The 25,180-nt window shown below is 55.7% G+C and carries 27 protein-coding genes; 20 read left to right on the top strand and 7 right to left on the bottom strand.

Going from position 1 to position 25,180, the window contains the following annotated elements; translation table 11 throughout:
* The first annotated feature begins 1 nt into the window (after position 1).
* The 10 genes from ACWJJK_RS22965 to ACWJJK_RS22920 all read left to right on the top strand — a co-directional run bounded on the left by ACWJJK_RS22965 (position 2) and on the right by ACWJJK_RS22920 (position 6,934).
* Positions 2–544, top strand: a complete 543-nt coding sequence (locus ACWJJK_RS22965) for a GTP-binding protein (protein ID WP_077728270.1) — start codon at positions 2–4, stop codon at positions 542–544.
* Positions 541–1,185, top strand: a complete 645-nt coding sequence (locus tag ACWJJK_RS22960; protein ID WP_077728271.1) for a hypothetical protein — start codon at positions 541–543, stop codon at positions 1,183–1,185. The genes ACWJJK_RS22965 and ACWJJK_RS22960 overlap by 4 nt, the downstream gene beginning before the upstream one ends.
* Before the next feature lie 58 nt (positions 1,186–1,243).
* Entirely contained in the window at positions 1,244–1,606 is a 363-nt protein-coding gene (locus ACWJJK_RS22955) for a roadblock/LC7 domain-containing protein (protein WP_077728272.1), read from the top strand.
* Between the two features lie 40 nt (positions 1,607–1,646).
* Positions 1,647–2,120, top strand: coding sequence for a PAS domain-containing protein (locus ACWJJK_RS22950; protein ID WP_086133812.1), 474 nt, complete (start codon positions 1,647–1,649; stop codon positions 2,118–2,120).
* A gap of 27 nt (positions 2,121–2,147) precedes the next feature.
* Positions 2,148–2,894, top strand: coding sequence for a phosphate/phosphite/phosphonate ABC transporter substrate-binding protein (locus tag ACWJJK_RS22945; protein ID WP_086133813.1), 747 nt, complete (start codon positions 2,148–2,150; stop codon positions 2,892–2,894).
* Positions 2,895–3,110: 216 nt separating this feature from the next.
* Complete coding sequence (locus ACWJJK_RS22940; protein ID WP_077728275.1) at positions 3,111–3,677, top strand: YqgE/AlgH family protein; 567 nt, start codon at positions 3,111–3,113, stop codon at positions 3,675–3,677.
* 3 nt (positions 3,678–3,680) lie between these two features.
* Positions 3,681–4,154, top strand: a complete 474-nt coding sequence (gene ruvX / locus ACWJJK_RS22935) for a Holliday junction resolvase RuvX (RefSeq protein WP_077728276.1) — start codon at positions 3,681–3,683, stop codon at positions 4,152–4,154.
* Positions 4,147–4,665: a bifunctional pyr operon transcriptional regulator/uracil phosphoribosyltransferase PyrR gene (gene pyrR, locus ACWJJK_RS22930; protein WP_077728277.1), complete on the top strand. Its 519-nt coding sequence runs from the start codon at positions 4,147–4,149 to the stop codon at positions 4,663–4,665. The genes ruvX and pyrR overlap by 8 nt, the downstream gene beginning before the upstream one ends.
* Complete coding sequence (locus ACWJJK_RS22925) at positions 4,662–5,657, top strand: aspartate carbamoyltransferase catalytic subunit (protein WP_077728278.1); 996 nt, start codon at positions 4,662–4,664, stop codon at positions 5,655–5,657. The genes pyrR and ACWJJK_RS22925 overlap by 4 nt, the downstream gene beginning before the upstream one ends.
* Positions 5,654–6,934 carry a dihydroorotase gene (locus ACWJJK_RS22920; protein WP_156879910.1) on the top strand — a complete coding sequence of 427 codons (1,281 nt, stop codon included), beginning with the start codon at positions 5,654–5,656 and terminating at the stop codon, positions 6,932–6,934. The genes ACWJJK_RS22925 and ACWJJK_RS22920 overlap by 4 nt, the downstream gene beginning before the upstream one ends.
* 31 nt (positions 6,935–6,965) lie before the next feature.
* On the opposite strand, the gene sodC is transcribed toward ACWJJK_RS22920, so the two are convergent.
* Positions 6,966–7,478 (bottom strand): superoxide dismutase [Cu-Zn] SodC, encoded by a 513-nt coding sequence (gene sodC / locus ACWJJK_RS22915; RefSeq protein WP_434131544.1) that lies wholly within the window; start codon positions 7,476–7,478, stop codon positions 6,966–6,968.
* Positions 7,479–7,671: 193 nt separating this feature from the next.
* On the opposite strand from sodC, the gene ACWJJK_RS22910 reads away from it, so the two are divergent.
* The 4 genes from ACWJJK_RS22910 (at position 7,672) to rpoH (ending at position 10,989) form a co-directional block, all read left to right on the top strand.
* A complete protein-coding gene (locus tag ACWJJK_RS22910) occupies positions 7,672–8,325 on the top strand; it encodes a DUF3641 domain-containing protein (RefSeq protein ID WP_454128517.1) in 654 nt (217 codons plus the stop codon).
* 58 nt (positions 8,326–8,383) lie between these two features.
* Positions 8,384–9,043: a cell division ATP-binding protein FtsE gene (gene ftsE / locus ACWJJK_RS22905; RefSeq protein WP_077728282.1), complete on the top strand. Its 660-nt coding sequence runs from the start codon at positions 8,384–8,386 to the stop codon at positions 9,041–9,043.
* 18 nt (positions 9,044–9,061) lie between these two features.
* Entirely contained in the window at positions 9,062–10,051 is a 990-nt protein-coding gene (ftsX, locus tag ACWJJK_RS22900) for a permease-like cell division protein FtsX (RefSeq protein ID WP_086133814.1), read from the top strand.
* Positions 10,052–10,134: 83 nt separating this feature from the next.
* Positions 10,135–10,989 carry an RNA polymerase sigma factor RpoH gene (gene rpoH / locus ACWJJK_RS22895; RefSeq protein WP_077728284.1) on the top strand — a complete coding sequence of 285 codons (855 nt, stop codon included), beginning with the start codon at positions 10,135–10,137 and terminating at the stop codon, positions 10,987–10,989.
* A gap of 98 nt (positions 10,990–11,087) precedes the next feature.
* On the opposite strand, the gene ACWJJK_RS22890 is transcribed toward rpoH, so the two are convergent.
* Positions 11,088–11,654, bottom strand: coding sequence for a class I SAM-dependent methyltransferase (locus ACWJJK_RS22890; RefSeq protein WP_240502376.1), 567 nt, complete (start codon positions 11,652–11,654; stop codon positions 11,088–11,090).
* Positions 11,655–12,003: 349 nt separating this feature from the next.
* Between ACWJJK_RS22890 and ACWJJK_RS22885 the strand changes: the two genes are divergently transcribed.
* Positions 12,004–12,249, top strand: a complete 246-nt coding sequence (locus ACWJJK_RS22885) for a hypothetical protein (RefSeq protein ID WP_077728286.1) — start codon at positions 12,004–12,006, stop codon at positions 12,247–12,249.
* Positions 12,250–12,349: 100 nt separating this feature from the next.
* On the opposite strand, the gene ACWJJK_RS22880 is transcribed toward ACWJJK_RS22885, so the two are convergent.
* The 3 genes from ACWJJK_RS22880 to ACWJJK_RS22870 form a co-directional block, all read right to left on the bottom strand.
* A complete protein-coding gene (locus ACWJJK_RS22880; protein WP_077728287.1) occupies positions 12,350–13,438 on the bottom strand; it encodes a tryptophan 2,3-dioxygenase family protein in 1,089 nt (362 codons plus the stop codon).
* Between the two features lie 290 nt (positions 13,439–13,728).
* Entirely contained in the window at positions 13,729–14,115 is a 387-nt protein-coding gene (locus tag ACWJJK_RS22875) for a hypothetical protein (protein ID WP_156879909.1), read from the bottom strand.
* A 195-nt stretch (positions 14,116–14,310) separates the two neighbouring features.
* Positions 14,311–16,014, bottom strand: coding sequence for a GGDEF domain-containing protein (locus ACWJJK_RS22870; protein WP_454128516.1), 1,704 nt, complete (start codon positions 16,012–16,014; stop codon positions 14,311–14,313).
* A gap of 429 nt (positions 16,015–16,443) precedes the next feature.
* Between ACWJJK_RS22870 and ubiD the strand changes: the two genes are divergently transcribed.
* On the top strand, positions 16,444–17,907 hold the full coding sequence (gene ubiD / locus ACWJJK_RS22865; protein ID WP_156879908.1) for a 4-hydroxy-3-polyprenylbenzoate decarboxylase: 1,464 nt from the start codon (positions 16,444–16,446) through the stop codon (positions 17,905–17,907).
* A 122-nt stretch (positions 17,908–18,029) separates the two neighbouring features.
* A complete protein-coding gene (locus ACWJJK_RS22860) occupies positions 18,030–20,396 on the top strand; it encodes a DUF3772 domain-containing protein (RefSeq protein ID WP_454128515.1) in 2,367 nt (788 codons plus the stop codon).
* Positions 20,397–20,403: 7 nt separating this feature from the next.
* Here the strand turns inward: ACWJJK_RS22860 and ACWJJK_RS22855 are convergent, their stop codons facing one another.
* Positions 20,404–21,237: an inositol monophosphatase family protein gene (locus ACWJJK_RS22855; protein ID WP_077728292.1), complete on the bottom strand. Its 834-nt coding sequence runs from the start codon at positions 21,235–21,237 to the stop codon at positions 20,404–20,406.
* An 88-nt stretch (positions 21,238–21,325) separates the two neighbouring features.
* On the opposite strand from ACWJJK_RS22855, the gene ACWJJK_RS22850 reads away from it, so the two are divergent.
* Both ACWJJK_RS22850 and cysE read left to right on the top strand, forming a co-directional pair.
* Complete coding sequence (locus tag ACWJJK_RS22850) at positions 21,326–22,051, top strand: RNA methyltransferase (RefSeq protein ID WP_077728293.1); 726 nt, start codon at positions 21,326–21,328, stop codon at positions 22,049–22,051.
* Between the two features lie 6 nt (positions 22,052–22,057).
* A complete protein-coding gene (cysE, locus tag ACWJJK_RS22845; RefSeq protein ID WP_156879906.1) occupies positions 22,058–22,816 on the top strand; it encodes a serine O-acetyltransferase in 759 nt (252 codons plus the stop codon).
* Between the two features lie 39 nt (positions 22,817–22,855).
* Here cysE and ACWJJK_RS22840 read toward each other — a convergent pair whose 3' ends face one another.
* Positions 22,856–24,106: an EAL and HDOD domain-containing protein gene (locus ACWJJK_RS22840; protein ID WP_086133822.1), complete on the bottom strand. Its 1,251-nt coding sequence runs from the start codon at positions 24,104–24,106 to the stop codon at positions 22,856–22,858.
* A gap of 251 nt (positions 24,107–24,357) precedes the next feature.
* On the opposite strand from ACWJJK_RS22840, the gene ACWJJK_RS22835 reads away from it, so the two are divergent.
* A complete protein-coding gene (locus ACWJJK_RS22835; RefSeq protein WP_156879905.1) occupies positions 24,358–25,173 on the top strand; it encodes a tetratricopeptide repeat protein in 816 nt (271 codons plus the stop codon).
* Positions 25,174–25,180: the final 7 nt, after the last annotated feature.

Here is a 25,180-nt window from a genome sequence, read left to right as displayed (position 1 = left end):
CGTGATTCAGTACAACAAAATCATTTTCACCGGACCCGTGGGCGCTGGGAAAACGACCGCCATCACCTCCCTCAGTGATGTTCCGCCGGTCAAAACGGACCAAGTCGCCAGCGATATGACCAAAAGCCGGAAAGCTTCGACCACGGTCGCGCTCGACTACGGGATGATGACTTTGCCCGGCGGGGAAAAGATTCATCTGTACGGAACGCCGGGACAGGAGCGGTTCGACTTCATGTGGGACATTCTGACCACCGGAGGCATCGGCCTGGTGCTGCTGCTCGACAACACCCGCGCCGATCCCTTCCAGGATCTGCGCTTTTTCTTGAACAAATTCGGCAGCTTCATCGAGGCCACGAGCCTGGTCATAGGCGTCACCCAAATGGACGTCCGTGCGACGCCTCTGGTATCGGACTACCATCGCCAGTTGGAAGCGACCGGTCTGAATCCGCCGATTTTCGAGGTCGACGCCCGGCGCAAGAAAGACGTTTCTCTGCTGGTACAGGCGCTGCTCTACTCCATCGATCCGGGGCTGGAGGATCAATGAAGGACTACGCGCTGGCGGAGCACCTTTATCTTCATCCGACGCCAGGCGGCGCCTACCATGCGGTCACGACCAAGGCGCACACCCCAGCCAAACAGCTCATCAGAAACTTGCTGCAGATGGAGTCCAGCCCAGCGCTCACCCTGGCCGGCCTGAAAGACTGGTCGGCTATCGAGGACGCCGAAAGGGCCTATGCCATGCTCCACCATGCACAAGAAGCGAAATGGCTGCAAGGGTTGAAGGCGCCGCTGAAATGCCCGAATCAGCCTCTTTCCGAAATCCTGCCCGAACTGCTGAGCCAGCTCAGCAGCCAAGCCAAGGTTCTGTTGGCCGACAGCCAAGGGTTCTATCTTGCGACCCACGGTTTTCCCCACGAAGTCGCCGAGGAGCTGTCGGCGCTCAGCGCCGATTTGGCCAATCTGCATGAGCGTCGCTCGGGTCTCTTGCTCAACAACCTGGGGCTCAATTCGAGCGCCTGGTCCGTAGTGGACTCGGCGGGCAACAGCAAAGTGGGATTTTGGCCGCTATACCTGGGGAAAGAGCGATTCGTGCTGGTCGCCGCCGGAATGCCGAGGTTCAACCAGCCGGATTTCGTTACCCTGGTCTGGATATTGAGTCGCCGCTATGCCGGCGTCGGCAGCTGATGCAAATAAATCAAGAACGAATTTTCCCGAATCATCCGAGTGCGAGCGAGGTTCAGTTATGCGTGCAGAAATGTTGACTTCCATTTTGAGTGAGTTGAACGGCACATCGGCCGACATCGAAGCTTCCGGCGTCATTTCGACGGACGGCTTGATGATGGCGGCCGTATTGCCTCAAAACCTGGACGAGGATCGGGTGGGTGCCATGAGCGCCGCCATGCTGTCCCTGGGCGACAGGACCGCCCAGGAACTGTCGCGGGGTACGCTCGAGCAGGTGCTCATCAAAGGCGACAGGGGATACGTGCTGATGACTTATGCCGGCAAGGAAGCGGTGCTGACCGTGATGGCCAAGCCCAATGCCAAGTTGGGTCTGATCTTTCTGGACGTAAAACGGGCGGCCGAAAGCATAGCCGGCCTGATTTGACCGGCGCACAGCCCGACAACCGTAGTTCCAAGAGGCCGCCATGCAAGACATGAAGCCCGAAGACATCGTCGGGGCCTACCGAGAACATACGCTCGTCCATTTCGACGGGACTCGCCGGAAAGTGCTGGTAACCGACATCGAGTCGCCTTATCCGGACGGACGCTTGATCGTTTCTCGCACCGATCCGGCCGGCATCATCACCCATGTCAACCAATCCTTCGTCGACATGTCGGGATATTCCAAGGAAGAACTGATCGGCGCGCCACACTACATTCTGCGGCATCCCGATATGCCGCCGGCAGCTTTCCGGGATCTTTGGGAAACCTTGCGGCGCGGCGAAAAATGGCAGGGCTATGTCAAGAATTTGCGCAAGGACGGCGGTTTCTACTGGGTCAAGGCCACGGTCATCCCGAACATTCGAAACGCCCAGGTCATCGGCTATACCTCGGTCCGGCGCAAGCCGTCCCGACAGAAAGTCGCCGAATGCATGAAACTCTATCCCACCTTGTTTTGAGCGTCTCGACTCCGCGAGGACTATGCCATGCCCCACGTTTTCACCGTAAGCCCGGATTTTACGCCCGAGCACCTGTCCGGCTGGTTCATTTTCAATACTTGGTTGCAAAAGGCCTTGGGCGAGGCATTTCATTTGCAATTGTATGACGACTTCCACAGTCAGCGGGACGCCATCAAGTCCGACCGAATCGATCTGATCTACGCCAACCCTTACGATGCCGCCATGCTGGTGCGGGAAAAAGGCTTCAAACCCTTGGTCAAGCCGGAAGGCAAGGCGGACGAGGCGGTTATCGCGGTGAGTACCGAACGCCCTTACCTTCAGGTCGAAGATTTGCCCGGCTCGATCAAGCTGGCGACCACCGAAGACCCCGATGTCCACATGATGGGCATGATCATGCTGGAGCCAGCCGACCTCGATGCCGCATCGGTCGAACTAAAAGTCTGCGACTCCTATGTGCTGGTCGCCAAGGAATTGCTCAAAGGCTACTGCGATGCCGGCGTTTTTCTCGCCGAGGCGTTCAACGATCTCTCTTCGGTCATACGCAAGCAACTGCGGGCATTGGTCAACAGCCAGATCCAGGTGGTCCATCACGCGCTGATGATAAGCCCTAGGCTCGCGGATCACCGAGACCGCCTGCTCGGCGCGCTGCTGGCCATGTCCGAAAACGACAAGGGCAAGAGTGCTCTCGCAGCGCTGAAGATCCCCCGCTGGGAACGGGTCGACGACGAAGAGATGGAATTCATGATCGATCTCATGGACACCTTTGTGACCTGAGCACGAGATCACCCGATCAAAATACCGGGAGCCTCTGCGCTCGACTGCGAAGCTTTTCGCACATCGCCGCTGTTCCCGTATCCACCAAGCTGACGATCCTCGCTTCACGCATAGGATTATGCTCCGCGCTTTGAGCGCGATTGGAGTACCACAAGAAATTTCAGCCTTTCCGTGAACTGACTTGCAGCCTCGTCGGTCTACCCCGATACTATGACCATGATTGAAGCGATCGCGAACCTCACCAACAACTTTCTGATCGCCATGCCCGGGATGACGGACCCCTTTTTCGCCCGCACCGTCACTTATCTGTGCCAACACAGTCCGGAAGGCGCATTGGGTATCATTATCAATCGCCCGTCCGAGCTGACCTTGGGCGATGTGATGCAGCAAATGGAGATCGATATCCAGGAATCCGCCATAGGCCAAATTCCCGTTTACTTCGGCGGGCCGGTGCAGGCCGAACGCGGCTTCGTCCTTCACGAGCCGGGCGGTAACTGGAATTCCACCCTGAAGGTATCGGACTCCATTTCCCTCACCACCTCCCGCGACATCTTGGAAGCCATGAGCATTGGCAAGGGACCCCAAAAGGTCCTGGTGGCGCTGGGATACGCCGGCTGGGGAAAGGGACAGCTGGAACGGGAAATCGTCGAGAACTCCTGGCTGAGTGCGCCCGCCGACGACGCCATTCTGTTCGATTATGCGCCGGCCCATCGCTGGAAGGCCGCCGCCGAACTGATGGGCGTGGATATTTCACTTCTGTCCTCTCAAGCGGGGCACGGCTAATTCATGGATTTCGTCGATCCAGTGCGGCACGAGACCAACGAGCCCACTTATCTCGGCTTTGATTTCGGAGAAAAAAACATCGGCGTGGCCGTCGGACAGCGGGTAACCGGTACCGCGACAGCTCTTGAAACGATACGCGTAACCAGCCGCAAGGCCCTGTGGGACGCCATATCCCGCCTGGTTCAGACATGGCGGCCGTCGGCGTTCGTGGTCGGCTTCCCTTATAACCCGGAAGGTGAAGAAAACCCTATCATCGAGCCCATTTTGCGCTTCTGCCGTCAATTGGAAAGCCGTTATCACCTGCCGGTCCACACGATGGACGAAACCTTGTCGACCAGCGAATCCCGCGAGATTTTTTATCGCAGGCGCTCCAAACGGTCGACGCATTTCGCCGATGTCAAAGACGAACTCGCCGCCCAATTGATTCTGCAAACCTGGTTGGCCCATACGAAGGAAAAGGATGTCGGGAATGTTTGATACGGCATTGCGGGTGGACCTGTTGCTCGACCGGCTGGAAGCTTCTTTGCGCGAAGAAATGGCGCGGCGCGAGTTTTCCGACCCGGCCATGATCGGCATTCACACCGGCGGAGCCTGGATCGCCGACCGCTTACATGCCCGACTCGGTCTGGCCGAGCCTTTGGGACTCTTGAACATCTCGTTTTACCGGGACGATTTTTCACAGACCGGTATTCACCCTCAAGTCAAACCAAGCGTGCTGCCGTTTCGCGTCGAAGGCCGGAACATATTGCTGATCGACGACGTGTTCTATACCGGACGGACTGTTCGTGCCGCGCTGAACGAGATCTTCGATTACGGACGCCCTGCCCAGGTTTTGCTGGGCGTGCTGATCGAGCGAAACGGGCGGCAGATTCCGATTCGCCCCGATTGCATAGGGCACAAAATTACGCTTGCCGCCGATCAGCGCATTACCCTCAGCGGGCCGAGCCCGCTCGAACTTCGCATCCATTCGGTTTCTCCGCAATCATGAATCCGATTCAGGCCGACAATCTTCAATTAGATTCCAGCGGACGATTGAAACACTTTCTGACCGTCGAGGGCTTGAGCCGAGACTTGCTGGTCAAGATCATGGACACGGCGGAATCGTTCGCCAGCGTCACCGAGCAGACCGTCAAGAAAGTGCCGCTGCTGCGCGGCAAGACCGTGGTCAACCTGTTTTTCGAGAACAGCACGCGCACGCGCACCACCTTCGAATTGGCCGCGAAGCGGCTGTCCGCCGACGTAATCAATCTGAACATCGCCACTTCCGCCACATCCAAGGGGGAAAGCCTGCTGGATACCATCCGCAATCTGGAAGCGATGCACGTCGACATGTTCGTCGTCCGGCACGCGGAAAGCGGCGCGGCCCACTTCATCGCCCGCCACGTGGCACCCCATATCAGCGTCATCAACGGCGGAGACGGACGGCATGCCCACCCGACCCAAGCGATGCTGGACGTGTTCACTATCCGCAAATACAAGGGCGATTTCTCGAATCTGAAAGTAGCGATCGTCGGCGATATCCTTCATTCCCGCGTAGCCCGGTCCGAGATTCATGCCCTGAACACCCTGGGTGCCGCCGAAGTGCGCGTGATTGGTCCCAAAACGCTGCTGCCGGCTGCGGTCGAGACCTTGGGCGTCACCACATTCCATGATCTGGAGGAAGGCCTGGAAAACGTTGATGTCGTGATCATGCTGCGCCTGCAAAAGGAGCGCATGAGCGGGGCCTTCATTCCGACCGAGCACGAATACTTCGCCTGCTTCGGGCTGACCGAAAAACGCCTGGCGCGCGCCAAACCGGATGTCATCGTGATGCATCCGGGGCCCATCAATCGAGGCGTTGAAATCGATTCCCAAGTCGCCGATGGTCCCCACTCCGTCATACTTCAGCAGGTCGACCACGGGATCGCCGTTCGCATGGCGATTCTGTCCATGGCGATGCGCCCCGATCTCGAAAGTTCGCCTGGAGACCGAATAGCATGACCGAACGCATCGCCATCCGCGGTGGCCATGTCGTCGATCCGTCGAACGGCATCGAAGAAACGCTCGATCTCTACTTGGCCGAGGGACGTGTGGTGTCGCTCGGGACCGCGCCGGACGGTTACATGGCGGATCGAACGATTTCAGCGGAAGGGCAGATCGTATGTCCCGGTTTTATAGATCTTTGCGCGCGTTTGCGCGAGCCTGGTTACGAGCACAAGGCGGCGATCGCCAGCGAAAGCGAGGCCGCTAGCGCGAGCGGGATTACCACGCTCTGCTGTCCGCCCGATACCGATCCGGTCATCGATACACCCGCCGTGGTCAACCTGATCCGGGAAAGGGCGCAACAGATCGGTAAGATAAGGGTACTACCCATAGGCGCTTTGACGCGCGGCCTTAAAGGTAGGGATTTGAGCGAAATGAGTGCGTTGAAGCGCGCCGGCTGTGTTGCGCTCAGCAATGCCCACGCGCCGATGGCGAATACGCTGGTGCTGCGCCGGGCGCTCGAATATGCCGCGAGTCACGACCTTCTGGTCGTCATCCGTCCGGAAGACCCATGGCTTGCCGACCAAGGCTGTGTCCACGAAGGGCCGACCGCGACTCGATTGGGTTTGCCAGGGATTCCGGACGCGGCTGAGACCGTAGCCATTGCCCAAGTCCTGGCGCTGGTCGAGCACACCGAGGCACGGGTTCATTTCGCGCAGTTGAGCTGCGCGCGGGCCGCCCGGATGATTGCCAGAGCACGGGAAAAAGGCACGCCGGTCAGCGCCGACGTAGCGGCTCATCAGTTGCATATGACCGAAACGGACATCGACGGATTCAACGCCATGTGCCACGTTAGACCCCCGCTACGAAGCGTGGCCGATAGGGATGCTCTGCGCGAGGCGCTCAGGAACGGCGTGATAACGGCGATTTGTTCGGACCACCAACCCCACGAGCCGGACGCCAAGCTGGACGTCTTTCCGTCCACCGAGCCCGGCATGGCTTCGCTGGAAATGGTGCTTCCTCTGACGCTGAAGCTGGTCGACGAGGACGTCCTTTCCCTAAGTCAGGCGATCGCCCTCCTCACACAAGGCCCGGCCGCCGTAATGGGCACGGAGACGGGCACCCTCAGCGTCGGCTCGCCGGCCGATATCTGCATCTTCGACCCCGAGTGCACCTGGACGGTTGATAGCTCGACTTGGCGAAGCACCGGCCGGAACACTCCCTACTGGGGACAAACCGTCAAGGGCCGGGTGACTCGTACGTTTGTGGATGGCCGGGCGGTTTTCGAGCTCTAGCCAAACCGCCGATAAGGCAGCGACCGAAACCCTATTTCACCACACCGCATGCAATACGGGCTCCGCCCGGCTTATCGGCATAGTTGTCGTCTTCCGCATGAATCATCAATGAACGTCCCTTGAGATCGGCTACGCGCAAACGCTTGGCGGTGACCGCTTCCTGAGCCGTACCGTCGGAGGCCACATTCAAAACCGGCAGATCTCCGGCGTGACCGTCGCCGACGGGGCCCGCATGCTTTCCGGTTTTCTTCGGATCGAAGTGATTGCCTGCCGCCAATCCCGCCACGGGTTTTCCGTCTTTTTCTTTGGCGCCGCAGTCGGGGAACTCATGAACATGAAAGCCGTGCGGCCCGGGCGGCAGACCTCTGAGATCCGGGGTCAGCTTCAATCCAGCGGCCGTATCCGCGGCGACGACGGAACCGATGGACTCCGCAATTCCGGTTTCGTCGATCTTGTTCATCTCCACTCTGATCTCTTCGGCATAAACCGCGGATCCGAAGATGATCGCCGCGCCTGCGGCCATCAATCCAAATTTGTTCATCATAACCTCCCGTATCGTTGTTAAATTTTGCTGTCCGACCGATTTTAAGCCTAAGACAATCCCTGTCGTAAGTCCGTTAAACGAATTTGACATAATCCGAAGCGATGCTTATCGGCCTTTGCAAAACCTGGATAGGAAGCGTTACTCTCCATAAGGGTCGATGGGTATAAGCTGATGGCAGAACGTACTTCGAACCATGCGTGATCCTTTAGCTTTGCTGCCCGGCACCGATTTCCCCCGTATCACGCGGAAACGGCTGGAGACTCTTCAGGTCAATCTGGGCTATCGCTGCAATCTGAGGATTTTGGAGGAACCGGGGTATGAAGATCTGGCTAGGTTCCTTGCGGAACATCGCGTCGAGATCGTTGCCTCTCTGCCGTGTTATCTTGAGCAGGACGTGGACGCTCAGCGCGGCAAGGGGGTATTCGATAGGAGTCTTAGGGCTTTACACCAGCTGAATCGCTTCGGCTACGGCGGCTCCGATTCGGGCCTGATTCTAAATCTGGTCTACAATCCACAGGGGGCGGCGCTGCTGCCGCCGCAAATCGAATTGGAAAACGCCTATGAGCGCGAGCTGGAAAGCCGCTACGGGATCGTTTTCAACCGATTGTACACCCTTGCCAATATGCCGATCCGGCGTTTCGGCAGCACCCCCATCAGTCAGGGGAGGTTCGACGAATACATGACTTTGTTGAGGAACAGCCACAATTCGAAAAATCCGGAAGACGTAATGTGCCGCAGCTTGATCAGCGTAGACTGGCAAGGTCATGTATACGACCGCGATTTCAACCAGATGCTCGATTTGCCACTGGGCGCCGGCAGCAGTTGCGGCGGGGCGCTGCGATCTTGAGCGCACGCCTTCGTCTTTCTTTTCGTAAGAGCTCCTTTTCTTAATCTGTCCGCTTCCCATGCTGCAATTTATCAACGTCAGCAAACGCTATTCGGATAGCGGAGAAGTATTGTCCAACGTCTGTTTTCAGCTCGAAAAGGGCGAAATGGCTTTCCTGACCGGCCACTCGGGGGCCGGGAAAAGCACCTTGCTCAAGCTGATTCCGGTCATCGAACGGCCCAATCGGGGGCAGATCCTCTTCGAAGGAAAGCCCATCAACCGTATATCCAAACGGCAAGTGCCTTATCTTCGCCGCCAATTGGGATTGATCTTCCAGGATTACCGCTTACTGCACGATAGAACCGTATTCGACAACGTAGCCCTGCCCCTGCTCATCGCCGGCTTCAGCCAGCAAGAAACCGCCCGACGGGTTCGGGCCGCCCTCGATAAGGTCGGTTTACTCCGCAAGGAAAAGCGGTTTCCTCTTGCGCTGTCCGGAGGCGAGCAGCAGCGGGTCGGCATCGCTCGAGCGATCGTACACAAACCCTCCCTGATTCTGGCCGACGAGCCGACCGGCAATTTGGATCCGGGCCTCTCGGCAGAGATCATGGATTTATTTAAGGAATTCAACCAGGTCGGCGTAACGCTCTTGATCGCGAGTCACAACCTCGACCTGATTTCGCGGTTCGCCTGCCGAACCCTCAAGTTACAGCAAGGCCAATTGGTCGAAGGCGGCTGAGACGTGCCGATTGCAAGAATGCAGAAACCTCGAAGGAGGCGCGATACTAATGCGGCGCATGCCCGGCGAACCGGCAATGGGCCGGCGAACTGGCTGCGAGCCTACGTCGACTTGCACGTCGAAACGCTTAAATCCAGTTTTGTACGTCTTCGGCGAACTCCTGTCGCCAGCATCATGACGGTGCTGGTGATCGCCATCGCATTGACCATACCGGCTAGTTTCCATGTTTTCATCAAGAACGCTCAGCAGGCCAGTTCGACCCTCGAAGCGACGAACCAAATATCGCTGTTCCTGAAACCCGAACTGACCAACGAAGCCGGCGGCAAGGTCGCGGAAACACTCAATAAGCACCCGCAAATCGCGGTGGCCGAGCTGGTTACGAAAGAAGCGGGGTTACAGCAACTCAAGAGCTACAGCGGTTTTGGCGATGCCTTACAGGCTTTGGATTTCAATCCCTTGCCGGCGGTCGTCGGCATCAAACCGAAGGACTCCCTCACTCGTCCCGATGAAGTGGAAAAACTGCTCGGCGAGCTCCGAGCGCTGCCGGAAACCGATTTCGTCCAGCTCGATACCGAGTGGATGCACAAGCTGCACGCCATATTAACGATCGCCCAACGCAGCGTAGTCGTGTTCAGCGTGCTACTTAGTCTTGGCGTATTGTTCATCGTAGGCAACACCATCCGTCTCGAACTGCAAAACCGCCGCGAGGAAATCGTCGTCGCGAAACTGATCGGGGCCACCGACCGTTTTATCCGCCGCCCTTTCTTGTATGCCGGCTTTTGGTACGGCTTCCTCGGCGGAACTCTTGCCTGGTTGTTGGTCAGCTTCTTCCTGTTGTTCCTGCGTGGCCCCTCCCGACACTTGGCGGAACTCTACGGCAGCCCTTACGCGCTTTCCTTTCTGAGCCTATCGGAAACAGAACTCCTGATTGGAGCATCGGTCTTATTGGGAATAATCGGGGCATGGATAGTCGTCTCTTATCATTTACGGGAACTTGATCCTACTTGATTGACGAGGTTTTATAGACATACTATTAGCACTCGTCATTGTTGAGTGCTAAGCTAAAACAGGAATTAAGACTGAGGACACTTATGAGCAACGCATTAACTCTTCCGGTTAATCTCTCGCTCGGCTCCATCGAAGAATATGTCTCTGCCGTAAACTCGATGCCGCGTTATAGCGCCGATGAAGAGCGCGCACTGGCTGTACGCTTTCGCGAGCATAACGATTTGGAGGCTGCACGGCAGTTAGTGCTCGGCAATTTGCGCTTCGTCGTCCATATTGCCAGGGGATACCTGGGCTACGGTTTGCCGCTGCCCGATTTGATCCAGGAAGGAAACATCGGCCTCATGAAAGCCGTGAAGCGTTACGACCCTGCCGTCGGCGTCCGGCTGGTTTCGTTTGCCGTTCATTGGATCAGGGCGGAAATCCACGAATTCATCATTCAGAATTGGCGCATAGTTAAAGTCGCCACCACCAAAGCTCAGCGGAAATTGTTCTTCAATTTGCGCAAGTTCAAGAACCGCTTGGGATGGCTGAGCCACGACGAGGCTCACGTTCTAGCCAACGAATTAGGTGTGGATGTCGCGACTGTCTATGAAATGGAAAATCGCCTGAACAATCAGGATGTCGCCTTCGAACCCAGCGATAACGACGGCGACGATAGAGAAGCACCGGCTCCGGTGCATTACCTTCAGCAAGAAAATGCCGATCCCGCGGATTTGCTCGAAGATAACGACTGGGGACAGCATAAGCAGCAACGGCTGGTTGCCGCCATCGAGCAACTGGACGAGCGCAGCCGGGACATCGTTACGAGCCGGTGGCTGAGCGAAGAAAAACTGACCTTGCACGATCTGGCCACACGCTATCAGGTTTCTGCCGAGCGTATTCGCCAGTTGGAGAATACCGCTATGAAAAAGCTGCGAAACTCCCTGGTCGACACCTGAGCTTCGAGCAGACTCGACCCCACGCACTAAAAAAGGTGACGCAAAGTCACCTTTTTTGTATCCGACTTCCGCTCACCGAGGCCGATGGCTTCTAGATCCTATTGCAGGGCGGTCTCGTGGTCCTTCCGAAGATGCAACATCGTAAACATGCCGAGCGGCGGCAAGGTATGCCGTTTAACTTCGCGCAGGGACGTATTTCCCAGAATCTCCTGAACAGGCATGTCCGGACGCCAACCCAGCTTGTTCGAAAGCGGAGCCAAGAATTTTTCGATATCCCGCCTAAAACCCTTTTCTGCGGCAAAGTGATTCACGATGATCACATCGCCTCCGGGCTTGCACACCCGCTCGATTTCCCGGATCACTTTCTCCGGGTCCGGAACCACCGACATCACGTATGCTGCGACCACGGCATCGAAAGAATCGTCGGAAAATTCCAGTTCACGGGCATCCATGATGCGAAGGCTGGAAACATGGCTCAACTTTCCTCTCGCTACCCGTTGCTGGGCTCTTTCCAGCATGTCGGGAGAAATATCGATGCCGTGCACTTCGTGCTCCTTACGATAGTAAGAAAGGCTAATACCCGTGCCCACCCCAACTTCGAGTACCTTGCCAGGCCGCTTGTTGGTAACGCCCGCCGCCATCGAACGGCCGCGAAAACTCAGCATCCAGCCAAAAGTCTGATCATATACTGGCGCATAGCGTGCGTATGATTTTAGGATGTATTCCAATTGCATTGTGTTGTCCTCTCCTCCCGTCCGGTAGCGTTATTGACGAGACTTCTTGTTGTTTTTCGAGAAAATTTTTGCTTGGCATCCCACCCAATAAACACACGGCTGAAACTTCAGCATCATCTTCCACATCAGTATTGATAATAAAGGTTAACTAAGGACATGGGAATCCGATTGAGTTCTGGTGCGGGCAGTAATTGGACGTTTATTGCATGAACCGCCACCCCGGAGCTATTGAGTTCATTTAATATAGCCGTTTAAGAACGCAGCGTTGGGCAATTCGATCATGAGCAAAGTGGTACAAGTCAAGCTTAACCAATCAGCGGAGGAAATCGTCGCCAAAGCGAGGGAAGCGGCGCGCGACAAGGGCATTCATTTGATCGGCGACGAAGAAAGAGGACAGTTTGCCGGTAATGGAATCGAGGGCCATTACCATATCAGCGGCGACACGCTTTCTATTCGGATTTCTAAGAAGCCGTTTATCGTTCCGTGGAATCTGATCGAAGCTGCCGTGCGGAATTATTTCGCTTAACGGCGGTGCGTCGTTAAAGCCGCAGCCAAAGCTCATAGCAAGAGCCGAAACGCCGGATCTCATCATGGGACCCGGTCCCGCACGTGATGGCCGACGGTCATTATCCGCCCGAACTGTGGCTGAAGTGGACATCAAGGCTTCGTTTGAGTTTTTGCGGCAACTCCGGCAGAGACGAACGCGGTACCAGAAAAGTCGTGAGAACAAACAAATCTCTAAAAATTCTTTTCTCTTCCATCATTTCGCGAACATAATCGTGGCGAACGCTACCTCCCGGTCCGACTTTATTTCCCAACATGTGTTGCTCGAATAATGAACGATTGATGCGCCAACCGATCAATTGGTCATCAATATCCATCAACCGTTTAAGCACTCGAAAAGGGACCTGCAAAAGCGGTTCATCCCGGTAAAGAAGGAGAAACAAGGCGGATAGGACGGCTGCTTGGCGGAATTGGAATACCCCCTCATCCCGCAGCAATTCGTATTCCTCCGGCTTAAACAATGCGTCGAACCGGTAACGGCCGTTTTCCAGCTTGCTGAGCTGCCCCCGACGATCCCAACCGGACAGTGAGCGGTTGTTCTGTACCCATTGATAATCCTGTTGCAGCATGTCATGCACCAGGCGGCGGTAATGCGGCCAAAACTCGCCCCCTTCCGGATTCCGAAAAGGCATATTGGCAAGCCAATTATCGACTGCCTCGAACAAGGTCTTTTCTTCACGCGCTTTCAGGAGAGCCTCGCGCTCTTCAGACCGAAATCGATCGAACGAGTCCGGAGTAAGCTCCGTGGCCAAACCAAGACGAAGCTCGATTTCTCGGAGCTGGCCGCTCTCGAATACCGAGCCCGAAAACAGATGATCGCGGAAATCGAGAAAATCGAGCGGAGAAATCGTTTCGAGCACCTCGATCTGACGATTGATAATCTTCTGGATCGCCACTAGGCGACCGAGGCGGGCAGCGATCAAGCCGACTTTCTGTCCGTCCAAGGGAATCGCCGAGAACAATTCAAGCACTGATTTCAGCTCGTAGAGGACTTCCTTGAGCCAAAGTTCGTGAACCTGATGAGCGATAATGAATAAGGTCTCGTCATGGACCTCTCGATCATCCCGCCCGCTTTCAGGACACTGGGCGTTTAGAAGGATATCGAGCCGTAAATAGTCCGAATAGTTGAACTCTTCCGTAGATCTTCTCATCGTGAACCCTTTTCCCTAGAGTCGTGATTCGAAGCAACTCCTTGATCGGGGGCTGCATGTCCGTGTATACCGATCGACGACGCCGTCAATCCAGCTGTCGGCGGTTCCCCTGATATCGACTTTCGGACCGGCCGACATGAGCCTTAAATTTACACGCAAAGCAGCGCCAGTATTGACCTTCGAAAAATCTTCAGTCTATGCGTGAAAATACGAGCATGGATCGCCCTAAGCGCCATAAAAGAGACCGGGCAAGCGAACGAGAGGCGGTTTCTTTATTCGAAAGATCGGGCTCAGTCGACCCATGAAGACAACGTCAATCGCCCCGACAGATTATAGTTACCCGGATAGCTATAGACGGCCTGACCATAGGCCGGGCTCACGTATTGCACGTTGAAAGCCGTTACCGTATCCGGTCCGACTCTCGGATAGCTATATATCGATTGTCCATAAGCCTTATTCACGTAAACGATTTGCGGATTCTTCACTTCGAAGACTATGCTTTCGGGAACTAAATAGCTATAGATCGCATTATTGAACGCCTTATTGAGGTAGATGAGTCCGGGTCGAAACTTTTGATCCAGTTCCGTGTTAAGCCGGTCAAGCTCAGCCGCAACGAGACCGCCCGCGAACAGCGAAAATGCTACCGATATCACGGCAATCAGTCTTCTGGGGATCATGGCACACCTCATCATTGTTATTGACCGCCATACCCTTCGACTGTCAAATTCACAAGAATGTTTCTGATCCGCCAGCGCGCATTAACGGGACATTTGCGATTGGAAGGGTCGCCCTGGCGCTCCCAGGCCGACCGTCTGCGATTGGATAGCGTCAGCAGCAGGGGGTTGTGCGAAATGCGGGCTCGAATCTGCTAATTAACTCAGTACACATCGATCGCGTCCGGTTTTCTTCGCTTCATAAAGCGCCTTGTCCGCCCGTTCGAAGAGAGATTCCGACGTGTCGCCGTTCCGAACCTGGCTCATTCCGCAAGACACGGTAACCTGAACCGGCCGTCCTTGCGAATTGAAACCGCAGTGGGCAATTTTTTGCCGAATCTGATCGGCAATCCGGAGTGCGGCGTCTCCATCGGCGCCGCATAAAATCATCGCGAACTCTTCACCGCCTAGGCGCGCTACGAAATCCGTCTGCCGGATGGATTTATCCAACTCTTGGGCGACCGTCACCAACACTTTGTCCCCGGCCGAATGTCCAAAACGATCATTGATACCCTTGAAATGATCGACATCCCACAGCAGTAGCGACAAAGGCTGTTGAAAACGCTGCGATCGGGCAATCTCTTGGGCAATACGATCCTGATAAGCCATACGATTAGGCAAGTTCGTCAAGGAATCCCTAAGTGCCATGTCATGCGCCAACCTCAACTTGGAACGCAATTCAGCCGCCTCGAGCTCCAATTCCTGAAGCCTGCGAGTCAACTCGCCGAGTCTTCCGGTGGAGTCCCGCAAAAGGCCCAATTCGCGATCACGATTGGTATGCAATTGTTGCAGCAGCCCGCTCAATCCGTTGTTCACTAGCACCTTAAGCTGATCCACTTCGGTGATCACTTCCATCTTCGAGCGCAAGTTCTCAAACTGCAGCGAGAAAGAGGAGTGTTCTGCCTCACGATCGCGAACGAAGGCCTTAGTGCTGGCATCCACTCCGATCGCATCATGTCCCAATTCAGTCAAGCGGCCGGATAAGCCGGCCAGAAAATACTCGATTTCCAGTTGCTCTTTTTGAATGAACGTTTTTACGTCGCTTAAAAAACCGATAGCCTCGCCGAGCAGGCTTTCGAGTACTTCCGTATCCGATTCCGATTTCAAACGCGTTTTGATCTGTTCTGCCTGCTGCCTAAAGTTCAAAGGAAGATCTATGACATCCAGCAGCAGTAGCAAACGATCGCGGACCGGACCGATTTCGACCGTTTCTCCCTCCGACTTTTTGTTCGTTTGAAGCAATCTGCCAAAAAATCCCGGTTTTGCCGCTTTGTCAGAAACCGAAATCGGTGTGTCGTGACGCAAAATCTCCCGTAATTCGGAAAGCAACCATTTCCAGTCCGCTATTTCGCCCCGGCCGACTTTTTGTTCGAGCAATGTAATCGCTTTTGTTTCTTCGTCGCTTATTGCAAGTTGCTTTGCAAAGCGAAACAGAATTCCGCTTTCCTGCTTAACAGGCTTGTTGTTTCCGCCCCTATCCTTTACGTCCCGCAACAGCGTTTCCGATATGTCGTTCAACTCGGCCAGGCGCTTTTCATTCGAAATACCTTTCCTCAACAGGTCGCGGATATAAAGGAGGTGAGGATCGATCGCGGGATCCAGCCCGCTGGTCGCCAGGGTCAGGCGAATAATGGTGCGGCACAGTAATTTCTCGCGCTCGTCCGTTTTCTGCCGGGATCCCGTCGATTCATCGGCCAGCGTTGTGTGTTTCGCTTTCCAGTATTGCGGATCATCTGATTTGAGGTTGTTCATAGTCGTGTCTGTCGCGGCGTGACGGGCTTGCCTTCCAAAGAAAGGTGGACTGAAACGGGTTCTTACAAAGTTTAATCGGGATCGAGAATGTCGCAGCGGTATTAACGACACTTATTGCAAATAAGTAGAAATTTCTTTCTGAATTAAATGTAAGCACGGTGCATTTGTTGAAATGATGTTATTTCTAATTAAAAAACAATAAGCTACGAAACCCCTTATTGTGGATAAAAATCATCGTACACACGGGTAAGAACTGTGGACAAATGTAGATGAACCGTTGCTCTCTCGGCTCGGAACAGTTTGCTAACAGGGTTTTGGATATATTCTGCACATGCCGGCTCGAGGTTCCGGAGGAGTCGGCAGAAGAATTTGCACAGAGCTGGAATCGACATCCTGGCAGGCACGAATGGCGTTTTTTCGGCTCGCGGGCGGACTGTCGAAGAGAGGTTTACATGAACTGTTTTTGGCAAATCCGGCCTAAAACGAATCTTCTGCGACCGGTACAATAGCCAGCCTTACTATTGTCCGAATCATCATTCCATGAAATATCGCGATCTTCGTGAATTTATTCTCCATTTGGAGTCGATCGACGAGCTTAAACGCATAACCGTGGAAATCGACCCGAACCTCGAGATGACCGAAATATGCGACCGGACTCTCAAGGCTGGCGGTCCGGCACTACTGTTCGAACGGCCGACCGGATCGCATGTCAGGGTGCTGGCCAATCTGTTCGGGACGCCCCGCAGGGTCGCTTTGGGGATGGGGCAGGAATCGGTCGAAGCGCTTCGTGAAGTTGGAAAGCTTCTGGCTTTTCTCAAGGAACCGGAACCGCCGAAAGGCATGCGCGACATGTTCGATAAGCTGCCAATGTTCAGGCAGGTGCTGAACATGCCGGCCAAGGAAGTGAAGAACGCGCCATGCCAGGAGATCGTTTATGCCGGATCGGATGTCGACCTCGGCCGTTATCCCATTCAAACGTGCTGGCCGGGAGATGCGGGACCATTGATCACCTGGGCCTTGGTCATTACCCGAGGTCTGCATAAGGAAAGGCAGAATTTGGGAATTTACCGGCAACAGGTCATCGGCAAAAACAAGGTCATCATGCGCTGGCTCGCGCATCGGGGCGGCGCGCTGGATTTCAAGGACTGGCAGGAGGCCCGCCCCGGCCAGCCGTTTCCGGTTGCCGTCGCATTGGGCGCGGATCCCGCCACCATTCTCGGTGCCGTGACGCCGGTGCCGGATTCGCTTTCGGAATACGCCTTCGCGGGGCTCTTGCGTGGCGCCAAAACGGAAGTGGCCAATTGTCTTCTGAGCGATTTGCAAGTGCCCGCGACGGCCGAAATCGTCTTGGAAGGTTTCATCTATCCCGGCGAAACGGCGCCGGAGGGCCCGTTCGGAGATCACACCGGCTATTACAACGAGGTCGAGGAATTCCCCGTTTTCACCATCGAGCGCATCACGCAACGGGAAAGCCCGATCTACCACAGCACGTATACGGGACGTCCTCCGGATGAGCCGGCCATTCTGGGCGTTGCCCTGAACGAAGTCTTCGTGCCTATCCTGCAAAAGCAGTTTCCGGAAATCGTCGATTTCTATCTGCCGCCGGAAGGCTGTTCTTACCGGCTTGCCGTGGTCAGCATGAAGAAACAGTACCCTGGCCATGCAAAACGGGTGATGTTCGGCGTATGGTCGTTCCTGCGGCAGTTCATGTACACCAAGTTCGTGATCGTTGTGGATGAGGATATCGATGCGCGGAATTGGCAGGATGTGATCTGGGCGATGACGACTCGCATGGATCCTGCGCGCGATATCGCGTTGATCGAAAACACGCCGATCGACTATCTGGATTTTGCCTCGCCGGTTTCGGGTCTGGGTTCAAAAGTCGGGTTCGACGCGACCAATAAGTGGCCCGGCGAAACGGTTCGCGAATGGGGCCAACCCATCGCGATGACGGAGGCCGTTCGGTCAAAAATTGATCAGCTTTGGGATAGCCTGGGCATTTAAGCGAGGCCTCTAAGCGGAATGTAAACGGTCACGCAATCGGTGCCGCCGCTATCTCTCTATATTTCAAAATGACTAAGTATTTTTCGATGCCGCGTTTTCTTTGGCCGGTAATTCTTCTTTTAATGCTGGTATCCCCCCTCGGGCTCAGCCAGTCGGCCGAGGTTGAACAGGCGCGCCCGTTGAACGAGTTGGTGAAGGATTGGCAGAAAGTCCTGGACCAGGCCGAAAAGGATTTGGCTAAACCCGACGTCCCGGACCGCCGGCTTGCGGCTCTGCGCGAAGAGCTGACGACCATGCAGCTCGATGCCCGCAGGGCATCGGACGAAGCCCTGCCGGAAGTACAAGTGATTCGGGACGAACTTGCTGCCTTGGGGCCGCCGCCGGCCGAGGGAGCGCCGCCCGAAGCGCCGACCGTGGCGGCCAAGCGCAAAGCCATGAACGAACGCCTCGCTGCGGCGGAAGGCGCAATCAAAGAGGCGGAGCTCATCATCGCTCGAGCCGGGCGACTCGCAGGCGAGGTCAAGACCTTGCGGCGCATCCGTTTTACCGAACACGTCTTGAAGCGGGGTATCTCGCCGCTGACGCCGGCAGTTTGGCGAAAAGCTTGGTCCGAGTTGAGTACCGGATTTAGCGTCATCGCGCAAAACCTTCAGCAGTGGCGGTCCAGCGATACCTTTGCGCGAGATGCCCGGGCCATCGGTTGGCGTCTGGCCTTAGGCGTAGGCGTCGCGATCCTGTTGGCGTTTCCCTTGCGCAGGGCTTTGATTCGAAGATTCGGCTATATCGAAGTCGAGGCCGAACCGACTTATGGCCAGCGTTTGAGAACGGCTTTGTTCACTGGCTTTATTCGGGCTCTGTTACCGTCCGCGGCCGTTTTGGCGCTTTTCCTGAGCCTGTCTTATACCGGATTGTTGACCGAGCCGCTGCTGGCCGTGGCTCGGACCGCTTTGCTCTCTCTGATTTCGCTGTTTTTCGTGGCAGGCTTTTCCCGTGCGGCGCTGGCCCCGTTCGAGCCGGAGTGGCGCTTGGTTCAAATCCATGACGAGGGAGCCCGGGCTATCAGCCGCACTGTGAACGGCTTGGCTTTCGTATTCGCTCTCGACCGGGTATTGAGCGAAATCGGGACCCAGTTCAATGCCTCGGTCGAATCGACGCTTTTGCAAAAATTCCTGTTCGGCTTGCTCATTGCAGCTTTGCTGCTGAGTCTGCTGCGTCGCAGTATATGGTTCTCGCCCGACAGACCCCCGCTCAGCCCGACCTGGCAGCGTCTTCGCTTCGTGTTGAAGGTCCTCGTTTATGCGATTCCGGTATCGGGCTTGCTCGGTTACGTGGCCTTGTCCCGTTTGCTGGCCACACAGCTGGTGTTGACTGCCGGGCTTTATCTGTCCGTGCTCCTGTTGCGCAAGATCAGCTACGAACTCATCGACGACGTCTTGAGCAAAACATCGCCCTTGGGGGCCAAGCTCCGCAGCAGCCTCGCCCTGAGCGACGACGGCGCCGAGATGCTCAAGTTCTGGCTGAGCGGAACCGTTGGCCTCTTAATCCTGGCCATGGGCGTGGTCCTGCTGTTGGTATTGTGGGGAGCCGCAGGCAAAGATCTCACCGCCTGGCTTCACAGCGTGTTTTTCGGCTTCAAGGTCGGCAACATCACCCTATCCCTTGCCGACATGCTGCTGGCCTTGGCGCTTTTTGCAGGGCTACTCGCAGCCACCCGGATGATTCAGAAAGCGCTGGACCAGCGTATCTTTCCGCGGACGCGACTGGATGTCGGCATCCGGCATTCGATCCGTTCCGGAACCGGCTACGTCGGATTTACCGTCGCGGCGATGCTGGCGATCTCGACCTTAGGTATTGACCTGTCCAATCTGGCCATCATCGCCGGCGCACTATCCGTAGGTATCGGTTTCGGCCTGCAGAATATCGTCAACAATTTCGTGTCCGGGCTGATTCTGCTCATCGAACGCCCGATCAAGGCCGGCGATTGGGTCGTGGTGGGCGATCACCAGGGTTATGTGAAGAAGATCAGCGTGCGCGCGACCGAAATCACGACCTTAGACCGCGCTTCGGTGTATATCCCGAACTCCACGCTGATTTCGGGCGCGCTAACGAACCGAACCTACGCCGACAAAGCGGTGGGGCGCGTCGTGCTGCCGCTCGGCCTGTCTCATGACACGGATGCCAAGCGAGTACGGGACCTTCTGCTGAAGATCGCGCTAGATCACCCGGAAATCCGCCGCATCCCGCCGCCGGTCGTTTTGTTCAAAGGGTTCGCGGAAAGTACCCGAAACTTCGAACTGATCGCGCTTCTCCACGATGCCGGAAAGGTCGATTCAGTGACCAGCGATCTTTGTTTCGAAATCGACGAAATATTCCGCAAGGAAGGAATCCCGATTCCGTTCCCGCCTCGGAATTTGAACCTGAATCTTAACGGCGAGCAGTTGCAGCAGATCCTGACGGTGCGCGAGGAAAAAACACCGCCAGGGAATTGAACCCGGATCACTCCGACTGATCGCCCGCCGGATTGTCCGAATAGCGGAGCGCTTCGGTCAAGTGGGGGTCGATGATGCTTGCCATGATTTGATGCAGCTTGGGATTTGCCGTCAGCACGTTACCGGATTCGAAGTATTTGTCTTTCCCTTCCAAATCGGTAACGATGCCGCCTGCTTCCTGAATCAGCAGAAGGCCGGCAGCCATGTCCCATTTTTTCAGGCCGATTTCCCAGAAACCGTCCAACCGCCCTGCTGCCACGTAAGCGAGATCCAGAGCCGCCGAGCCCGCGCGCCGGATTCCGGCCGTATCTTTCATGAGATCGCGCATCATGCCCAAATAGGCCTCGACGTGACGCTGATCCTTGAACGGGAAACCCGTACCCAGCAACGCCCCCTTCAGGCCGTTTTGCTTGCTTACCCGGATACGCCGATTGTTGAGCGACGCGCCGGCGCCTCGGGCCGCCGTAAACAGCTCCTGGCGCAATGGGTCGTAGATCACGCCCTTTTCGATGCGCCCGCGGTGGAGCAGAGCGATGGATACGCAGAATTGAGGAAACCCGTGCAGGAAATTGGTGGTTCCATCCAGGGGATCGATGACCCAGACGAAATCGGTCTTGGCCGGGCCTTGCCGACCACTTTCTTCCCCTAGAAAAGCGTGAGTGGGATAAGCTTTCTGCAAAGTGTGGATAATTTCACGTTCCGCCTGGCGGTCCACTTCGCTGACGAAGTCGTTGCGTCCCTTGGGCGTGATCGTAAGAAGGTTCACCCGGTCCATCGAGCGAACGATAATATCGCCCGCCGTCCGAGCCGCGCGAACCGCGATAGTGAGCATGGGATCCATATTGGAATCGGCGCTGGTTAAAAAGCGGTTTAGGGTATCAAATTTCTGATAGTATTTTACCTTTTTTGGTTATAGCTCTCGCTGAAGCATGAATCGCTTGTCCCATGTCAGGATCGTGCTGGTTGGAACCACGCATCCCGGCAACATCGGTGCGGCGGCGCGCGCCATGAAGAACATGGGGCTGCGCGATTTGGCTCTGGTCGCGCCCAAGGTCTTTCCCAGCGGAGAAGCGACGGCGCGAGCATCCGGTGCCGACGATATTCTGTCCGAGGCGCGGGTTTGCCGTGACTTGCAGGAAGCCATCGACGATTGTGCTTTGATTGTCGGGGCCAGCGCACGGCTCCGCACCATTTCCTGGCCGCAGCTCGATCCGCGGGAATGCGCGAAACAGGTCACTGCGGGTAATACGAAGACTGCGATTTTATTCGGGCGGGAACATTCGGGTCTGACCAATGAGGAATTGGAGCGATGTCACTACTTGCTGCATATTCCCTGCGATCCCGATTTCAGTTCACTGAATGTCGCCGCGGCGGTTCAGATCGTGGCTTACGAGCTTTTTCTCTCAACTCAGAAACACGCTCACACCGACAATAACGGTCCAGCCCTGGCTACGGCGGCTGAAATGGAATCCTTTTACGGACACTTGGAACGCACCTTGTACAATCTCCGATTTCTCCACGAAAGAAAGCCTGGACCTTCGGTGATGCGCAGGCTCAGGCGAATCTTTAACCGAGCCATGCTGGAGAAGAAGGAAATTCATCTTTTGCGCGGTATCTTGACGGCCGTTCAGCTTCGAATACGACCCCCGGCGTGAACCCTTATGTGGCAACGATTGAAAGAAGAATTCAGCTGTATTTTCGACCGTGACCCGGCGGCCCAATCCTATTTCGAAATTTTCACCACCTATCCGGGGGTGCACGCCATTTTGGCTCATCGATTCAGCCATCGATTGTGGAATTTGGGGCTCAAATGGCCGGCTCGATTCATCTCGACCTTGGCCCGCTGGTGGACGGGTATCGAAATCCACCCCGGAGCGCGGATCGGAAAGCGGTTCTTCATCGATCACGGCATGGGAGTGGTCATAGGTGAAACGGCGGTGATCGGCGACGACTGCACGCTATATCACGGCGTGACGTTGGGCGGCACGTCCTGGAAAAAGGGAAAGCGGCACCCGACCTTGGGCAATGGAGTGGTGGTCGGCGCCGGCGCCAAAATACTCGGTCCGATAACCATTGCCGACGGCGCCCGTATCGGCTCCAATTCGGTAGTACTGAAGAGTGTCCCTGCCGGCGCCACGGTGGTGGGCATCCCCGGTCATGTGGTGAGTACCGACCGCCAGGCCCAGGAAGCGCGCCGTCAGGCTATCGCCAGCAAACTGCGTTTCGACGCTTATGGTTTGACGCCCGACATGCCCGATCCGGTGGCTCACGCGATCAATCACATGCTCGATCACATACAAGCGCTGGACGAGCAGATCGAGGCGCTAAAGCGCGCCCTCAAACAGCAGGGTATCGGCGTTTCGGAAGCGCCATTGCCCGAACTGGAGCATTGCGAGCTGAAAACGGGCGAGGAAAAATAAAGAAATTCAGCCCCACGGCTATCGGGAGTGGCGATGCCGCTATTTTTCCAGTACTTGAAAAATCTTGTTCGCCCATCCGACACTTTCGAGATGAATCTTGCCTATTCGGGATAAGTCCAGGTTCTCGAAACGCACCTCGTCCAGCTTCCAACATTCGTAGTTGATGGCGCAACTCAGGGCCTCTCCAGCCAATCCCGCGCGATGCACTAAGGCATCTTTCACCTCGCTCGATAGCGGCAGGCCGCCAACCGCGTCATCCAAGGAAGTCTCCAGCAGCTGGTCGATGGTGGACATCAGGCCTACCAGGAAGAATTGCTCGCTGTTCGGCAACTTGAGGAACGCGGCGAGAGATTCGCACATTTTTGCTCGAATCAAAGCGATTTTGACAATCTCTCTCGGCCGGTCGGGAAAATTCGCCAGGCTGATCAAGGATGCCCAGCGCTGGACTTCGCGGATACCCAAATAGGTAATCGCGAATTTCAGCGAATCGATCTGTTTCGGCAGCGCGTAAAATGCGGAGTTGATGTAGCGGAGCAGTTTGTAGCTGAGTCCCACGTCCATCGAAATCGTGCGCGCGAGTTCGGGTATCGAGATGTTCGGCCGATTGATTTTTGCCAACAGCTGTAAAACGGCGTGTTGACTGGTTTCCAACCGTTTTCCCCGCACCATGTTCGGCCGGCTGAAAAAGAATCCCTGAAAATACTGGCAGCCCAGCTCCCGATACTCCAGATATTGCTCCTGCGTTTCCACCTTTTCGGCCAGGAAGCGGACCGGCAGCTTCTTCAGTCGTTCCATCACACATCCGCTCGCAGACGGAGTGACCATTTGGATGTCGAACTTGATGAAATGGGCCATTTCGATCAAAGGCTGCCAACGCTCTTCAAATACAAAGTCGTCAAGCGCGATCTTATAACCCTGTTGAACCAGGCCTCGCACGGCTTGAATCAAAGCCTCGTCGATGTGGACGTCTTCCAGTACCTCGATAACCACCTTATCTTTGGGGAGCAGCAAAGGGGTTTCGGAAAGCAAGTTCTCCCGAGTGAAATTAATGAAAGCCAGTTGTGCTCCGACGATTTGATCCAACCCGTATTCAAGCAAGCTGTCCACGACGATTTGATTGCTGGCGGCGGTTGGTCCGAACGTCTCAACGGTATCTCCGTTTATGTCGCGGAATAACAATTCATAGGCAAAAATGCGCAAGTCGCGGTCAAAGATTTGTTGCCGTCCGATGAGAAAATCGTTCCTCACGATGATCGAGCCCTGTGTCTGAGGTTTGAATCGGTTTGGCATGTTGCAGACTGGTTACTGCGCTACGATTTATGCCCGATTCACCGACGATAGCGTCGGATAGGTAATGAGTCATGAAAAGTTTAGCGAAGACTGAGACACACACTCGACAAGTCGGGTGGCTCACCCGGCAGGAACGAAGATTTGAACTCTCCGCTCGCTTGGCCCGATTGGCCGTGATTCAGTGAAAGAATAGTTCAGCTTTACGAAAATAGATTCGAGATAAACAAAACCTCATTCAGATGGAAACGATCATGTCCGACGCTATCCCAGACTTTGATGCCGATGTGCTTCAACGCAGCCACACCATACCGGTTCTAGTCGATTTCTGGGCGCCTTGGTGCGCGCCCTGCCGCGCTTTGGGCCCGCTCTTGGAACGGCTCGCACAAAGAAATTCGGACCGCTTCGTGCTCGTGAAGATCAACACCGAGGAATTGCCGGACGTCAGCGCCCGTTATCAGGTGCGCAGCATTCCCAACGTCAAGCTTTTCGTTGACGGACAGGTCGTCGATGAGTTCAGCGGCGCGTTGCCGGAGGCCATGATCGAGCAGTGGCTGAACCGTGTTCTGCCCAGCCCACTGAGGAACAGAATCAAACAAGCGGAAACCGAGGTCTTCGCCGGTCGTCCCGACAAGGCCGCGGCAATCCTGGAAGAAGTGCTTGCCGCAGAACCGGATAACGATGTCGCCGCCATCATGTTGGCTCGCTTGCTCCTTCCGTCGGATCACAGGCGAGCCATGGCAGTCGTGGAACGAATCGGCCCCGATTCGGATTCTCATCCGATGGCGGAAAGTATTCGCACTTTTTCCCGGTTGTTCGGTTACGCCGAAAACCCGGAAATGCTGCCGGAAGCTCCCCTGAAGCCTGCCTATTTATCAGCGATCGAGTATTTGAAGAATGCCGACTTCGAGCAGGCCTTATCGACCTTTATCGAGGTGGTCAAAGCCGCGCGTCATTATGACGGCGATGGCGCCAGAAAAGCCTGCCTGGCCATTTTCAAGTTTCTCGGCGATGATCATGAACTGACCCGGGAGTATCGCGGCCGTCTCTCCAGTGCCCTGTATGTTTGATCCGGCG

The organism is Methylocaldum gracile (genome assembly GCF_053646815.1).
The sequence above is the reverse complement of the archived record's forward strand: the minus strand, read 5'-3'. Positions and strand labels throughout refer to the sequence as shown.

Bases quoted from the DNA above. Each gene is read 5' to 3' on its own strand.
- ACWJJK_RS22960 (WP_077728271.1), top strand. From the start codon at position 541: ATGAAGGACTACGCGCTGGCGGAGCACCTTTATCTTCATCCGACGCCA.
- ACWJJK_RS22955 (WP_077728272.1), top strand. From the start codon at position 1,244: ATGCGTGCAGAAATGTTGACTTCCATTTTGAGTGAGTTGAACGGCACA.
- ACWJJK_RS22950 (WP_086133812.1), top strand. From the start codon at position 1,647: ATGCAAGACATGAAGCCCGAAGACATCGTCGGGGCCTACCGAGAACAT.
- ACWJJK_RS22945 (WP_086133813.1), top strand. From the start codon at position 2,148: ATGCCCCACGTTTTCACCGTAAGCCCGGATTTTACGCCCGAGCACCTG.
- ACWJJK_RS22940 (WP_077728275.1), top strand. From the start codon at position 3,111: ATGATTGAAGCGATCGCGAACCTCACCAACAACTTTCTGATCGCCATG.
- ruvX (WP_077728276.1), top strand. From the start codon at position 3,681: ATGGATTTCGTCGATCCAGTGCGGCACGAGACCAACGAGCCCACTTAT.
- pyrR (WP_077728277.1), top strand. From the start codon at position 4,147: ATGTTTGATACGGCATTGCGGGTGGACCTGTTGCTCGACCGGCTGGAA.
- ACWJJK_RS22925 (WP_077728278.1), top strand. From the start codon at position 4,662: ATGAATCCGATTCAGGCCGACAATCTTCAATTAGATTCCAGCGGACGA.
- ACWJJK_RS22920 (WP_156879910.1), top strand. From the start codon at position 5,654: ATGACCGAACGCATCGCCATCCGCGGTGGCCATGTCGTCGATCCGTCG.
- sodC (WP_434131544.1), bottom strand. From the start codon at position 7,478: ATGATGAACAAATTTGGATTGATGGCCGCAGGCGCGGCGATCATCTTC.
- ACWJJK_RS22910 (WP_454128517.1), top strand. From the start codon at position 7,672: ATGCGTGATCCTTTAGCTTTGCTGCCCGGCACCGATTTCCCCCGTATC.
- ftsE (WP_077728282.1), top strand. From the start codon at position 8,384: ATGCTGCAATTTATCAACGTCAGCAAACGCTATTCGGATAGCGGAGAA.
- ftsX (WP_086133814.1), top strand. From the start codon at position 9,062: ATGCAGAAACCTCGAAGGAGGCGCGATACTAATGCGGCGCATGCCCGG.
- rpoH (WP_077728284.1), top strand. From the start codon at position 10,135: ATGAGCAACGCATTAACTCTTCCGGTTAATCTCTCGCTCGGCTCCATC.
- ACWJJK_RS22890 (WP_240502376.1), bottom strand. From the start codon at position 11,654: ATGCTGAGTTTTCGCGGCCGTTCGATGGCGGCGGGCGTTACCAACAAG.
- ACWJJK_RS22885 (WP_077728286.1), top strand. From the start codon at position 12,004: ATGAGCAAAGTGGTACAAGTCAAGCTTAACCAATCAGCGGAGGAAATC.
- ACWJJK_RS22880 (WP_077728287.1), bottom strand. From the start codon at position 13,438: ATGAGAAGATCTACGGAAGAGTTCAACTATTCGGACTATTTACGGCTC.
- ACWJJK_RS22875 (WP_156879909.1), bottom strand. From the start codon at position 14,115: ATGATCCCCAGAAGACTGATTGCCGTGATATCGGTAGCATTTTCGCTG.
- ubiD (WP_156879908.1), top strand. From the start codon at position 16,444: ATGAAATATCGCGATCTTCGTGAATTTATTCTCCATTTGGAGTCGATC.
- ACWJJK_RS22860 (WP_454128515.1), top strand. From the start codon at position 18,030: ATGCTGGTATCCCCCCTCGGGCTCAGCCAGTCGGCCGAGGTTGAACAG.
- ACWJJK_RS22855 (WP_077728292.1), bottom strand. From the start codon at position 21,237: ATGGATCCCATGCTCACTATCGCGGTTCGCGCGGCTCGGACGGCGGGC.
- ACWJJK_RS22850 (WP_077728293.1), top strand. From the start codon at position 21,326: ATGAATCGCTTGTCCCATGTCAGGATCGTGCTGGTTGGAACCACGCAT.
- cysE (WP_156879906.1), top strand. From the start codon at position 22,058: ATGTGGCAACGATTGAAAGAAGAATTCAGCTGTATTTTCGACCGTGAC.
- ACWJJK_RS22840 (WP_086133822.1), bottom strand. From the start codon at position 24,106: ATGCCAAACCGATTCAAACCTCAGACACAGGGCTCGATCATCGTGAGG.
- ACWJJK_RS22835 (WP_156879905.1), top strand. From the start codon at position 24,358: ATGTCCGACGCTATCCCAGACTTTGATGCCGATGTGCTTCAACGCAGC.